Source organism: Shinella sp. WSD5-1 (genome assembly GCF_963942435.1).
In the GTDB taxonomy this organism is placed as follows: domain Bacteria; phylum Pseudomonadota; class Alphaproteobacteria; order Rhizobiales; family Rhizobiaceae; genus Shinella; species Shinella yambaruensis.
Genome location: NZ_OZ012596.1, coordinates 414,647 through 427,908, shown reverse-complemented (window position 1 = coordinate 427,908; position 13,262 = coordinate 414,647). Strand labels below are relative to the sequence as shown.

The 13,262-nt window shown below is 64.7% G+C and carries 9 protein-coding genes; 5 read left to right on the top strand and 4 right to left on the bottom strand.

What is annotated here, in order from left to right:
- Position 1: 1 nt before the first annotated feature.
- A complete protein-coding gene (locus AABQ55_RS02010) occupies positions 2-1,759 on the bottom strand; it encodes a glucan ABC transporter ATP-binding protein/ permease (RefSeq protein ID WP_272807079.1) in 1,758 nt (585 codons plus the stop codon).
- A 301-nt stretch (positions 1,760-2,060) separates the two neighbouring features.
- On the opposite strand from AABQ55_RS02010, the gene AABQ55_RS02005 reads away from it, so the two are divergent.
- The 3 genes from AABQ55_RS02005 (at position 2,061) to AABQ55_RS01995 (ending at position 7,161) form a co-directional block, all read left to right on the top strand.
- Entirely contained in the window at positions 2,061-2,801 is a 741-nt protein-coding gene (locus tag AABQ55_RS02005) for a LuxR family transcriptional regulator (protein ID WP_272807078.1), read from the top strand.
- Positions 2,802-3,019: 218 nt separating this feature from the next.
- Complete coding sequence (gene pyc, locus AABQ55_RS02000; protein WP_272807077.1) at positions 3,020-6,478, top strand: pyruvate carboxylase; 3,459 nt, start codon at positions 3,020-3,022, stop codon at positions 6,476-6,478.
- Between the two features lie 131 nt (positions 6,479-6,609).
- Positions 6,610-7,161: a GNAT family N-acetyltransferase gene (locus tag AABQ55_RS01995; protein ID WP_245083205.1), complete on the top strand. Its 552-nt coding sequence runs from the start codon at positions 6,610-6,612 to the stop codon at positions 7,159-7,161.
- Positions 7,162-7,165: 4 nt separating this feature from the next.
- Here the strand turns inward: AABQ55_RS01995 and AABQ55_RS01990 are convergent, their stop codons facing one another.
- The 3 genes from AABQ55_RS01990 to acnA form a co-directional block, all read right to left on the bottom strand.
- Complete coding sequence (locus AABQ55_RS01990) at positions 7,166-7,540, bottom strand: DUF2794 domain-containing protein (RefSeq protein ID WP_245083202.1); 375 nt, start codon at positions 7,538-7,540, stop codon at positions 7,166-7,168.
- Positions 7,541-7,948: 408 nt separating this feature from the next.
- Positions 7,949-8,668, bottom strand: coding sequence for a DUF1223 domain-containing protein (locus tag AABQ55_RS01985; protein ID WP_272807532.1), 720 nt, complete (start codon positions 8,666-8,668; stop codon positions 7,949-7,951).
- Between the two features lie 326 nt (positions 8,669-8,994).
- Positions 8,995-11,688: an aconitate hydratase AcnA gene (gene acnA, locus AABQ55_RS01980; protein ID WP_272807076.1), complete on the bottom strand. Its 2,694-nt coding sequence runs from the start codon at positions 11,686-11,688 to the stop codon at positions 8,995-8,997.
- Between the two features lie 263 nt (positions 11,689-11,951).
- Here acnA and ccmA point away from each other — a divergent pair, with 263 nt between their 5' ends.
- Both ccmA and ccmB read left to right on the top strand, forming a co-directional pair.
- Positions 11,952-12,596: a heme ABC exporter ATP-binding protein CcmA gene (ccmA, locus tag AABQ55_RS01975; RefSeq protein ID WP_272807075.1), complete on the top strand. Its 645-nt coding sequence runs from the start codon at positions 11,952-11,954 to the stop codon at positions 12,594-12,596.
- Positions 12,593-13,252, top strand: coding sequence for a heme exporter protein CcmB (ccmB, locus tag AABQ55_RS01970; RefSeq protein ID WP_272807074.1), 660 nt, complete (start codon positions 12,593-12,595; stop codon positions 13,250-13,252). Before ccmA ends, ccmB begins: the two co-directional genes overlap by 4 nt.
- Positions 13,253-13,262: the final 10 nt, after the last annotated feature.

Sequence of the window (13,262 nt, the reverse complement as noted above, 5' to 3'; positions counted from 1 at the left end):
TTCAGGCGGCGGTGTGGCTCTTGCGCACGTCGTCGTCGGTCAGGATGCCGCTGGCGCGCAGCAGGGCGGCGAAGCGGCCGTTGCTCTGGCTGAGATCGTTGAACGTGCCCATTTCGGCGATCTTGCCGTGATCCATGAAGACGACGAGGTCGGCCTCGCGGACCGTCGAGAGGCGGTGCGCGATGATGAAGGTCGTGCGGTTGCGGCGCAGCTGGTCGATCGCCGCCTTCACGCGCGCCTCCGTTTCCACGTCGAGCGCGCTGGTCGCCTCATCGAGCACGAGGATCGGCGCGTTCTTCAGGATCGCGCGGGCAATCGCGATGCGCTGGCGCTCGCCGCCCGACAGGCGGTTGCCGCGCTCGCCGACATGGGTCTCGTAGCCGCCCTGGCGCGAGGCGATGAAGTCGCCCGCCGCGGCCGCTTCGGCCGCCGCCTCGATTTCCGCCTGCGTCGCGCCTTCGCGGCCGAGGCGGATATTGTCGGAGATCGAGCGGTTGAGCAGGCCCGCATCCTGGAAGACGGTGGCGATCGAGCGGCGCAGCGACTTGCGCGTCACCGTGGAGATGTCGACGCCGTCGATGAGGATCTGGCCGGACTTCGGCTCGTAGACGCGCTGCAGCAGGTTGACGAGCGTCGTCTTGCCGGCGCCCGTCGGGCCGACGATGGCAACGGTCTGGCCGGCCTCCACCGTGAAGGAGACGTCGCTGACGCCCTGGGTGGCATTGGCGAAGTCGAAGCTGACATTGCGGTATTCGACCTTGCCCTTGACCTCGCCGAGATCACCGGCGCCGGTTGGCTCCTCGCGGTCCTTGACGGCGTCTTCCAGCGTGAAGAAGTCCTCCAGCTTGGCGCGGGCCTCGAAGATCTGCGTGGCGAAAGCCTTCATCTGGTCGAGGCGCCCGATGAGGAGGCCGGCGAAGCCAATGAAGGCGATGACGTCGCCCACCTTGATCTCGCCCCGCTGCACCAGCACCGTGCCGATGACGAGGATGGTCATCATCGAGATCGTCGAGGCGATGCGGTTCAGCGCGCTCGCCAATGCCCACCAGTCAAGCACCGGATACTGTGCATTGATCAGCCGCTCGGCAAAGCGTTTCAGCTCCCGCGTTTCGGCTTCGATGCGGTTGTAGCTGTGCACGACCGAGACGTTGCTGATCGAGTCCGACACATGGGAGAAGACGGTGTGGTAGTGGTTTTCGACCGAGGCCTGGCCTTCGCGCGTGCGGTTCATCACCACCTTGCCGATGATGACATAGGCGACGCCGAGCACCACCAGCACCAGCGAGAGGCGATAGTCCATCGCAAACGCGGTGGGGATGAGCAGGACGAGCGCGACGGCGGTGGCAAGGTGCGTGCGCATGAATTCGAGCCACAGGCCGAACAGCGTCTCGCAGGCACGCAGCAGCGTGTGCAGCGCATTGGAGGTGCCGCGCTGGCTATGCCAGGCGAGCGGCATGGAGATGATGCGGCCGAAGGCTTCCGTCAGCAGGCTCGCCCGCCGGCCATGCGCCAGCCGGTCGGCCTCGCGCGCGACGAGCACGAAGGCGATCGTGTTGAACAGGCCGAAGCCCGCCCACAGGAGCAGCATGGGCGTCACGTCGCCCTTGGTGGAAATGGCATCGATGATGCGGCCGAACAGAACCGGCTCGGCAATGGTGATCACCGCGAGCACGATGTTGGCGACGACCACCGAGCCGACACGAAGCTTGTAGACCCCAAGATAGCTGAGGGCTCTTGCATAAACCTGAAACAAAGACACGAATGCGGGCCTTTCCGGCGATACCTGTTGTGCGGTGCAGCGTTGGCACCCTTTGTCCCTTGGCTCAGCGTATTAATCAGCGGAAGGGGCAAAAGTTCTTCGTGGTCAAGCAAATTTCATGACTCGACTGAAATCTTGCGTGATTATGCGATTTCACGCCCTCAATGCATGCAAAGCGATTGATTTTCGCGCCGCCTTCCTGCCATCTGTCAGACGGGGAAAATGAATGGGGCGCTTGGGCCGATTGCGGCCGGGTTCAGCTTTATCAGTTGGTTAACAAAGCTATTCAAGCGCGGGGCACATGAAGATCAACTTGCTGGTGCAGTTTCTTGCACTGATCGACGAGTTGCGCGGCCGGGAGGAAACCACGGCCGAGTTCGAGCGTCTCATCAAGTTGTACGGGTTCGACTACTACGGCCTTCTCCAGGCGCCGAGGCCGGTCGAGAGCCCGCCGAGCCTGCTGCTCGCCGGGCGTTGGCCCAAGGGCTGGCCGGAAACCTATCTGCGCAAGCGCTACATGCAGGTCGATCCGACGATGCGTTATCTCGGCCATGCGCAGGCGGGTTTCCGCTGGCGCGACACGCTCGGCGCCTTCCGTCTCAGTCCCCATCGCAAACGCATGGAGCGCATGATGGTGGATGCCCGCCAGAACGGGCTGGAGGACGGCTATGTGTTTCCCGTCCACGGCCGGCGGGGGCTTCTCGGCAGCCTCAGCCTCGGCGGCAAGCCGATCGACCTGGAAAGCGTGGAGATCGGGCTGTTCGACAGCATTGCGCGGCGGCTCTACTGGAAGCTCATCCATGTCGCCGATCCGGAGGCCGCCGCCCGCCTTTCCGCCGTGGTGGACGTGGAACTGACGCGCCGCGAAATGGAGGCGCTCAGCCTCCTGGCCGAAGGCATGACCTCCCACGATATCGGCCGGGTGCTCGGCATTTCCAGCCATACGGTGGACTGGTACATGAACGGGATCCAGGAGAAGCTGGGCGCGCGCAACCGCCACCATGCCATCGCCCTCGCCTTCCGGCTGGGGCTCGTTTCCTGAGCCGCCGCGGCTCACCGCGCTTTGCGAAAACGTTTCATCCGTCCGGTTTTGCGCAATTCCGTTGCGCTATGCCCCGGCGTGCCTTTGCGGAACTTGCTCTCCACGCCGCAAATCTTTCGCCGGATGGCGACTCCAAAATTGAACTTTGAAAATTACCCGCTAATAATCCTCTTCGCGGGTGCAGCATTTCCCGCTTCCAAGTCATTGAGGAGTCCGACTTGCCCATTTCCAAGATCCTTGTCGCCAACCGTTCAGAAATCGCCATCCGTGTGTTCCGCGCGGCCAATGAACTGGGGCTCAAAACGGTCGCGATATGGGCGGAAGAGGACAAGCTGGCGCTGCACCGCTTCAAGGCGGACGAGAGCTACCAGATCGGCCGAGGCCCGCATCTGACGCGCGATCTCGGCCCTATCGAGAGCTATCTTTCCATCGACGAGGTGATCCGCGTCGCCAGGCTTTCGGGGGCCGATGCGATCCATCCCGGCTACGGCCTGCTGTCGGAAAGCCCGGAATTCGTCGATGCCTGCGATGCCGCCGGCATCACCTTCATCGGCCCGCGGCCGGATACGATGCGCCAGCTCGGCAACAAGGTCGCCGCCCGCAATCTTGCCATTTCTGTCGGCGTGCCGGTCGTGCCGGCCACCGATCCGCTGCCCGACGACGAGAAGGAAATCCATCGCCTTGCCGCCGAGATCGGCTATCCCGTCATGCTGAAAGCCTCCTGGGGCGGCGGCGGACGCGGGATGCGCGCCATCCGCGACCCGAAGGACCTGATCCGCGAGGTGACGGAGGCCAAGCGCGAGGCCAAGGCCGCCTTCGGCAAGGACGAAGTGTATCTCGAAAAGCTCGTCGAGCGCGCCCGCCACGTCGAGAGCCAGATCCTCGGCGACACGCATGGCAATGTCGTGCATCTCTTCGAGCGCGACTGCTCCATCCAGCGCCGCAACCAGAAGGTCGTCGAACGCGCGCCGGCGCCCTATCTTTCGCAGGTGCAGCGCCAAGAGCTTGCCGATTATTCGCTGAAGATCGCCCGCGCCACCAACTATGTCGGCGCCGGCACGGTCGAATACCTGATGGATGCCGATACCGGCAAGTTCTACTTCATCGAGGTCAATCCGCGCATCCAGGTCGAGCATACGGTCACGGAAGTCGTCACCGGCATCGACATCGTCAAGGCGCAGATCCATATCCTCGACGGCGAGGCGATCGGCACGCCGCAATCGGGCGTGCCGAAGCAGGAGGATATCCGCCTCAACGGTCACGCCCTGCAGTGCCGCATCACCACGGAAGATCCGGAACAGAACTTCATCCCCGATTATGGCCGCATCACCGGCTACCGTTCGGCCTCGGGCTTCGGCATCCGCCTCGACGGCGGCACGGCCTATCCGGGCGCGGTCATCACCCGCTTCTACGATCCGCTGCTCGTCAAGGTCACGGCCTGGGCGCCGGGGCCGCTGGAGGCGATCACCCGCATGGACCGGGCGCTGCGCGAATTCCGCATCCGCGGCGTCGCCACCAACCTCACCTTCCTCGAGGCGATCATCGGCCACGAGAAGTTCCGCGACAACAGCTACACGACCCGCTTCATCGACACGACGCCGGAACTCTTCCAGCAGGTGAAGCGCCAGGACCGCGCGACGAAGCTGCTCACCTACCTCGCCGACGTCACCGTCAACGGCCACCCGGAGGCCAAGGGCCGTCCGAAGCCGCCGGCCGATGTCGCCAAGCCCGTCGTTCCCTTCATCGACGGGGACATTCCCGCCGGCACCAAGCAGAAGCTCGACGAACTCGGGCCGAAGAAGTTCGCCGAATGGGTGCGCGGTGAGAACCAGGTCTTCCTCACCGATACGACCATGCGCGACGGTCACCAGTCGCTGCTCGCCACCCGCATGCGCACCCACGATATCGCCCGCATCGCCGGCACCTATGCGCGGGCGCTGCCGCAGCTCTTCTCGCTGGAATGTTGGGGCGGCGCGACCTTCGACGTCTCCATGCGCTTCCTCACGGAAGACCCGTGGGACCGTCTTGCCCGCATCCGCGAGGATGCGCCGAACCTGCTGCTCCAGATGCTGCTGCGCGGCGCGAACGGCGTCGGCTACAAGAACTATCCCGACAATGTCGTGAAGTATTTCGTGCGCCAAGCGGCGAAGGGCGGCATCGACGTCTTCCGGGTCTTCGACTGCCTCAACTGGGTCGACAACATGCGCGTCTCGATGGACGCCGTCGCCGAGGAGAATCGCATCTGCGAGGCGGCGATCTGCTATACGGGCGATATCCTCAATTCCGCCCGCCCGAAATACGACCTGAAGTACTATACCGCGCTCGCCGCCGATCTCGAAAAGGCCGGCGCGCACATGATCGCGGTCAAGGACATGGCGGGCCTCCTGAAGCCGGCGGCCGCGCGCGTGCTGTTCAAGGCGCTGCGCGAGGCGACGGACCTGCCGATCCATTTCCACACCCACGACACGTCCGGCATCGCCGCCGCGACCGTGCTCGCCGCGGTCGATGCCGGCGTCGACGTGGTGGATGCGGCGATGGACGCGCTGTCCGGCAACACGTCGCAGCCCTGCCTCGGCTCCATCGTCGAGGCGCTGAAGGGTTCGGAGCGCGATCCGGGCCTCGATCCGGAATGGATCCGCCGCATCTCCTTCTACTGGGAGGCCGTGCGCTTCCAGTATGCCGCCTTCGAAAGCGACCTCAAGGGACCGGCGTCGGAGGTCTACCTGCATGAAATGCCGGGCGGCCAGTTCACCAATCTCAAGGAACAGGCCCGCTCGCTGGGCCTTGAGACCAAGTGGCACCGCGTCGCCCAGGCCTATGCCGACGCCAACCAGATGTTCGGCGACATCGTCAAGGTGACGCCGTCCTCCAAGGTGGTGGGCGACATGGCGCTGATGATGGTTTCGCAGGACCTTACAGTCGCCGACGTCGAGAACCCGGCCAAGGACATCGCCTTCCCGGAGTCCGTCGTCTCGATGCTGAAGGGTGATCTCGGCCAGCCTCCGGGTGGCTGGCCGGCGGGCCTGCAGAAGAAGGCGCTGAAGGGCGAGGCGGCCTATACGGCCGTGCCCGGCTCGCTGCTGCCGGCCGCCGATCTCGATGCCGAACGCAAGGCCATCGAGGAGAAGCTGGAGCGCAAGGTCGACGACTTCGAATTCGCCTCCTACCTGATGTATCCCAAGGTCTTCACCGACTATGCGCTGGCCGCCGACATGTACGGCCCGGTCAGCGTGCTGCCGACGCCGGCCTATTTCTACGGGCTTGCGCCGGGCGAGGAGCTCCAGCCGGAAATCGAGAAGGGCAAGTCGCTCGTCATCCTGCACCAGGCGAGGAGCGAGCCGGATGCGCAGGGCATGGTCAAGGTGTTCTTCGAGCTGAACGGCCAACCGCGCCTCATCAAGGTGCCGGACCGCAACCGCGCCGCCACCTCGGCCGTCCGCCGCAAGGCCGATACCGCCAATGCCGCCCATCTCGGCGCGCCGATGCCGGGCGTCATCTCGACGGTCTCGGTCTCGGCCGGCCAGGAGGTCAAGGCCGGCGACGTGCTGCTCTCCATCGAGGCGATGAAGATGGAGACGGCGCTCCATGCCGAAAAGGACGGTATGATCTCCGAGGTCCTCGTCAAAGCGGGCGACCAGATCGACGCCAAGGACCTGCTGATCGTCTACGGTGCCTGACCTTCAAAAAAACCAGGAAAGGATGTGGGATGGGCGCTTCATTCCGCATCCTTCCCTTGTTTTCGGATGATTTCGGACGCAAAACCGGCGCTCGCTTTTCCTGAAATCACCTTCGAGACCCTGAGGCTTCCATGAGCTTCATCATCCGCACCGCCGCCCTCGGCGACATCTCCGCCTTCACCGAAATCTACCGCGAATCCGTGCTGAACGGGGTGGCGAGCTACGAGATCGACCCGCCGTCGCTCGACGAGATGGAGGCGCGCTTCAAGGCGATCACCGGCAAGGGCTATCCCTATATCGTCGCGGTGGAGCAGACCGGCCTCATCCTCGGCTACGCCTATGCGTCGGCCTTCCGCACGCGGCCGGCCTATCGCTGGCTGGTCGAGGATTCGGTCTATCTGGCGCCGGAAGCACGCGGCAAGGGCGTCGGCAGGGCGCTGCTGGCCGAACTCATCCGCCGCTGCACGGCGCTCGGCTTCCGGCAGATGGTGGCCGTCATCGGCGGGGCGCATCCGGCCTCCATCGCCGTGCACAGCGCGGCGGGCTTCGCGCATAGCGGCCACATGACGGCGACCGGTTTCAAGCACGGGCGCTGGCTCGATACGGTCTTCATGCAGCGCGCGCTCGGCGAGGGCGCGGAAACCGAGCCGTCCGCCACGGATTTTCCGGGAACGATGGTTTAAGGGTTCACGTCTCGACGAGACGGAGCACCTTGTCGAAGACCTTCAGCACCTGTTTCAGCTCGTGGCCGCGCTTCAGGATGGTGCCGTGCGTGTTGATCACGCTATAGGCGCCCTGCTTGGCGGCAAGCTTCGGGTTCTTCTCGATTCGGTAGAGCGGCATTTCGCCGGAACGCTTGAAGACGGAGAACACCGCCCTGTCGCGCAGGTGGTCGATGGCGTAGTCGCGCCATTCCCCTTCGCCGACCATGCGGCCATAGACCCAGAGGATTGCGTCGAGCTCGCGTCGATGGAAGGTTACCGGCAGCGGATCCTTGCTGTTTCGGTAATCCAGCAGGTCGACCACGACGTTGGAAGCCTGCAAATCCGGCTGGTCGGTCATCGAATCTCCGCGCTTCGTCCATGACGGCTCGATGACAGTGTGCCTGAGCGGTGTCGAAATGCAAGGCGGATGGTCGGCGCGGGCGTTCTCGCAAAAATCCGTCTCGCCGCAATTCAGACAAACAGACGCCCAAATTACAGGAGAGAGTTCGCCGGTCGCAGCTCGTGCCGGCCCGCTGCCTTGTGCGGGAAGCGGCCGGTACGGGAAGCGTCTGTCGAGGTCGCCTTGTATTCCGTTGCCGGCGACTTCGTCCAGGTCCGGTCCGTCTTTCTTCGAACCCTCAAGCCCCAAGCCCCTCGAAGAAGCCGGACCGGACCTCCCCCGGAACGCTCGCGCGTCCCAGGGTGTTCGTTTTCTCCATGCTGTTTCCGCAAGGCCGCCGCAGGCGCTGCACGGGGTGCCGCTATCCTACCGCGGGGCCTTGTGGCCCGTCAGCACCGTCGCGCCCAGGATGGCGCCGGGCGTATCGGCCGTGCGCATGCGCTGGAGCAGCACGGCGCAGCCGCCGGACTTCTTTTTCTTCTTCAGCATGTCGGCAGGCAGCACCAGGTTGGTCTCCTTGCCCTCCCACATGCCGATCGTCTCCATGTCGGTGACGGCGTGCCAGTAGTTCACGGTCTTGCCGCGGTTCTCGCCCTTGTCGATGTTGATCGTACGCTCGCGCTCGAAATAGGCGATGACGATATTGGCCTTGCCTTCGCCAGGGCCGACGCGGATGCGCAATTCATCGTTCTTCACCTCGACATCGACCGGTACTTCGAGGCCCTTCCTCTCGCCGGGCATGGCGCTGATCCGCGAACGGATGCCGGCGATGTCGGCGCCGTTCAAGTGCTCGCGGCCGTTCAACACGGCCTGCGGCGTGTAGACGCCGTTGCGGCCGAACATGCGGGCATAGGCATATTGCCGGTCGGTATTGTCCTTGGAGGCGAGCGTGTCGGCCCAGCCGAGATAGTTCCAGTAGTCGACGTGGTAGGAAAGCGCGACGACCTCGCCCTCGCGTGCCAGCGTCTCCAGCGCCTTGTCGGCGGGCGGACAGGACGAACAGCCCTGGCTGGTGAAAAGCTCGACCACGCCCTTGGGCCGAACGGTCTCCCCGGCATGGGCGGCGTCGATGCCGGCCCCCAGCATCAGCAGGATCGCCAGACAATGCGGTATGTGCGGTCTCGGCATGATCAATTCCAGTGGAGCGCCGGCAAATACCGGCCTTTTGAGCCCGTCATACGCGCTTGCCGCTTCAACAGGAAGTCACGATGGAGTGAGCTTCATAGCTGAGAAAAATGCTCTGGAAAATAGCAATGCCGGGGTTTGCAACCCCGGCATTGGACTGTTGATCACGTCCACCAACCTCCCCTCCGTCATGGTCGGGCTCGACCCGACCATCTACAGCCGCAGGTGCCGCATGGATCCTCGGGTCAAGCCCGAGGATGACGGCGGTGGGTGGGCACTGAAACCGCTCAGGCAGCGAGGTCTCTGAGGACGGTTTGTAGGATGCCGCCGTTGTTCATGTATGTGACCTCGTCGAGGGTGTCGATGCGGCAGAGGAGTGGGACGTCCCTGACGGTTCCGTCGGCATAGGTGATCCTGGCGATCTTCTTCTCGCGCGGCTTGATGTCGCCTTCCAGGCCCTCGATGGTGACGGTCTCGTCGCCCTTGAGGTCGAGGGACGCCCAGGTCGTGCCGTCCTCGAAGACGAAGGGCACGACGCCCATGCCAACGAGGTTGGAGCGGTGGATGCGCTCGAAGGACTGGGCGATCACGGCCTTGACGCCGAGAAGGTTGGTGCCCTTGGCCGCCCAGTCGCGCGAGGAGCCGTTGCCGTATTCGACGCCCGCGAAGATGACGAGCGGAACGCCCTCCTCCTTGTACTTCATCGCCGCGTCGTAGATCGACATCTCCTCCTTGGAGGGATAGTGGATCGTGTAGCCGCCCTCCTTGCCGTTCGGCCCGAGCATGTGGTTGCGGATGCGGATATTGGCGAAGGTGCCGCGCATCATCACCTCATGGTTGCCGCGCCGCGTGCCGTACTGGTTGAAGTCGGCGACGCCGACGCCATGGCCGATCAGGTAGGCACCGGCCGGCGAGGCCGCCTTGATCGAGCCGGCCGGCGAGATGTGGTCGGTGGTGATCTTGTCGCCGAACAGGCCCAGCACCCGCGCGCCCTTGATGTCGGAAAGGCCCGAGCCGGTCCTGCCCATGCCGACGAAGTAGGGCGGGTTCTGCACATAGGTCGACTGGTCGTCCCAGGCATAGGTCTGGCCCGCCGGCACCTGCACGTCCTGCCAGTTGGCGTCGCCCTTGAACACGTCGGCATATTTCGTGGCGTAGAGCTCGCGCGTGACATACTTCATGATGAAGGCCTGGATCTCCTTGGAGGAGGGCCAGATGTCCTTGAGGTAGACCGGCTTGCCGTCCTTGTCCTCGCCGAGCGGCTCGCTCGTCAGGTCCTTCTGCACGGAGCCGGCCAGCGCGTAAGCCACGACGAGCGGCGGGGAGGCGAGGTAGTTCGCCTGCACGTCCGGCGAGATGCGGCCCTCGAAGTTGCGGTTGCCCGACAGGACGCCCGCGGCGATCAGCCCCTTGTCGTTGATCGTCCTGGAGATCGGCGCCGGCAGCGGGCCGGAATTGCCGATGCAGGTCGTGCAGCCGAAGCCGACGAGGTTGAAGCCGAGCGCGTCGAGATCGGCCTGCAGGCCGGACTTGGCAAGGTATTCGCCGACCACCTGCGATCCCGGCGCAAGCGACGTCTTCACCCACGGCTTGGTCTTCAGGCCCCTGGCGACCGCGTTGCGGGCGAGAAGCCCGGCGGCGATCAGCACCGACGGGTTCGACGTGTTGGTGCAGGACGTGATGGCGGCGATCGCCACGTCGCCATGGCCGAGATCGTAGTCCGTGCCCTCGACCGGATAGCGGTTCTCAAGCTGGCCCGGCTTCTTGTAGTCGGCCTCCATCGCGCTCGCAAAGCCCGAGGCGATGTTCTCCAGCGGGATGCGGCCCTCGGGGCGCTTCGGGCCGGCCATGGCCGGAACCACGTCGCCTAGGTCCAGCTCCAGCGTGTCGGTGAAGACGAGGTCGGAGCCGTCGCCGTCACGCCACATCCCTTGAGCCTTCGAATAGGCCTCGACCAGCGCGATGCGCTGTTCTTCGCGACCCGACATGGTGAGGTAGTTGACCGTCTCGGCATCGACCGGGAAGAAGCCGCAGGTCGCGCCGTATTCCGGGCCCATATTGCCGATCGTCGCGCGGTCGGCCAGCGTCATGTTGTCAAGGCCGGGGCCGAAGAACTCGACGAACTTCGACACCACGCCCTTCTTGCGCAGCATCTGCACGACCATCAGCACCAGGTCGGTCGCCGTCACGCCTTCCTTCAATTTGCCCGTCAGCTTGAAGCCGATCACCTCGGGCAGCAGCATGGAGACCGGCTGGCCGAGCATGGCCGCCTCCGCCTCGATGCCGCCGACGCCCCAGCCGAGCACGCCGAGGCCGTTGATCATCGTCGTGTGGCTGTCCGTGCCCACGCACGTATCCGGGTAGGCGATGATCTCGCCGTCTTCGTCCTTGGTCCAAACCGTCTGGCCCAGATATTCCAGATTGACCTGATGACAGATGCCCGTGCCGGGCGGAACGACGCGGAAGTTCTTGAACGCCTGCTGGCCCCATTTGAGGAAGCGGTAGCGCTCGCCGTTGCGCTCGTATTCCAGCTCCACGTTGCGGGCAAAGGCGGTCGGCGTGCCGAACTCGTCGACGATGACCGAATGGTCGATGACGAGGTCGACCGGCACCAGCGGGTTGATCTTCTCCGGATCGCCGCCGAGCGAGACCATCGCATCGCGCATCGCCGCAAGGTCCACCACCGCCGGAACGCCGGTAAAATCCTGCATCAGGACGCGCGCCGGGCGGTAGGCGATCTCGTTCTCGACCGTGCCCTTGTTGGAAAGCCATTCGGCGACCGACAGGATGTGCTCCTTCGTCACCGAGCGGCCGTCCTCGAAGCGCAACAGGTTCTCCAGCAGCACCTTCATCGAATAGGGCAGCTTCGAGACCCCGGCAAGCCCGTTCGCCTCGGCCTTCGGCAGGCTGTAATACACATAGTCGGTGCCGTTCACCGTCAAGGTCGAACGACAATGGAAACTGTCTAGGGATCTGGACACGTTATACCCCGTTCCGTCTGGTCGCCAGAAACTGACGTACGAACGCCCTCGCGCCAAAGCGCCTGTGGGATGCGGGTGCGGCCATTTCCGCTGTCCGTACCCGGAAATCTCTCCCCGTGTTCGGCGCTGAACATCAAATTCACGCCGACCGCTGGCGTGGCGACCGCGTTATAGATAATTTCTAAGAAACGTTCCAGAGTGCCGGCCGGCAATCGGACAATTTTTTGCGTTGCGACCAAGGTCGTAAGGGAAAGTGAAACATCATGCGGCTCGTCGCCGAAGGATTGAGTGCCAAGCGCGGCGAGGACCTGATTTTCCAAGATATTTCCTTCGAAATCGCCGACGGCGAGGCGCTCGTCGTCAAGGGGCCGAACGGCTCCGGCAAGTCCACGCTGCTGCGGGTGCTCGCGGGCCTTCTGCCTGCCGAATCGGGAACGGCGAAACTTCTTGCTGCAGCGCACCCGGTCGAGCGTGTCGGCGAGGCCGCGCATTATCTCGGCCACCGCAATGCGATGAAGCGCGAGCTGACGGTGGAGGAGAATCTCGCCTTCTGGAAGGCCTTCTTCGGCGACTTTGCCGGCGGACAGGGCATGGCGGTCGATGCGGCGGTGGAGGCCGTCGGCCTCGGCGGCATCGCCCACCTGCCGTTCGGCTACCTCTCGGCGGGCCAGCAGCGCCGCATGGCGATGGCCAAGCTGCTCGTCGCCTGGCGGCCGGTCTGGATCCTCGACGAGCCGACGGCGGCGCTCGACATTGCCGCCGAGGAGATGTTTTCCGGCCTCGTCATGGCGCATCTTGCCCGCGGCGGCCTCGCTATTGCCGCGACGCACCAGCCGCTCGGGCTGACGGGGGCGCGGGAATTGCAGATGACCGGGTTCGCGCTGGTCGATGCGGGGAGCTGGGCATGATGTCCCTGCTCCTGCGCGATATCAGACTCTCCGTGCGTGCCGGCGGCGGCGCGCTGATCGGCGTCCTGTTCTTCATGACGGTCGTCGCGGTCATCCCCTTCGGCGTCGGGCCCGACCTCAACCTGCTCTCGCGCATCGGCCCGGCGATCCTTTGGATCGGCGCGCTGCTGGCCGCGCTGCTCGGGCTCGACCGGCTGTTCCAGGCCGAGCGCGAGGACGGATCGCTCGACCTTCTCCTGATGCAGGAGACACCGCTGGTGCTGACCGTGTTCGTCAAGTGCCTGGCGCACTGGATCGCGACCGGCCTGCCGCTCGTCGTCGCCTCGCCGCTGCTCGGGCTGTTCATGAACATGGACGAGGTTGTGATCGGGGCGACGACGCTGACGCTGCTTGCCGGCACGCCGGCGCTCACCTTCATCGGGGCGGCGGGGGCGGGCATTGCCGTGGCGCTGCCGCGTGGCGGCCTGCTCGTGTCGATCCTCGTTCTGCCGCTCGCCATTCCCGTGCTGATCTTCGGCGTCAGCGCAGTCCATGCGGCGATCGAGGATCCGGCGCCCTTCCTGCCGCCCTTCCTCGTCCTCGTCGCGCTCAACCTGTTCTTCGCCGTCATCGGGCCAGTGGCGGCGGCGGCGGCGCTTCGGCTTTCGAGCGACTGACGCGACGAAT

Coding starts and splice junctions, on each gene's coding strand:
- AABQ55_RS01990 (WP_245083202.1), bottom strand. CDS start 7,540: ATGACCGACCAGCCGGATTTGCAGGCTTCCAACGTCGTGGTCGACCTG.
- ccmB (WP_272807074.1), top strand. CDS start 12,593: ATGATGTCCCTGCTCCTGCGCGATATCAGACTCTCCGTGCGTGCCGGC.
- ccmA (WP_272807075.1), top strand. CDS start 11,952: ATGCGGCTCGTCGCCGAAGGATTGAGTGCCAAGCGCGGCGAGGACCTG.
- AABQ55_RS01985 (WP_272807532.1), bottom strand. CDS start 8,668: ATGCTGGGGGCCGGCATCGACGCCGCCCATGCCGGGGAGACCGTTCGG.
- AABQ55_RS02005 (WP_272807078.1), top strand. CDS start 2,061: ATGAAGATCAACTTGCTGGTGCAGTTTCTTGCACTGATCGACGAGTTG.
- AABQ55_RS01995 (WP_245083205.1), top strand. CDS start 6,610: ATGAGCTTCATCATCCGCACCGCCGCCCTCGGCGACATCTCCGCCTTC.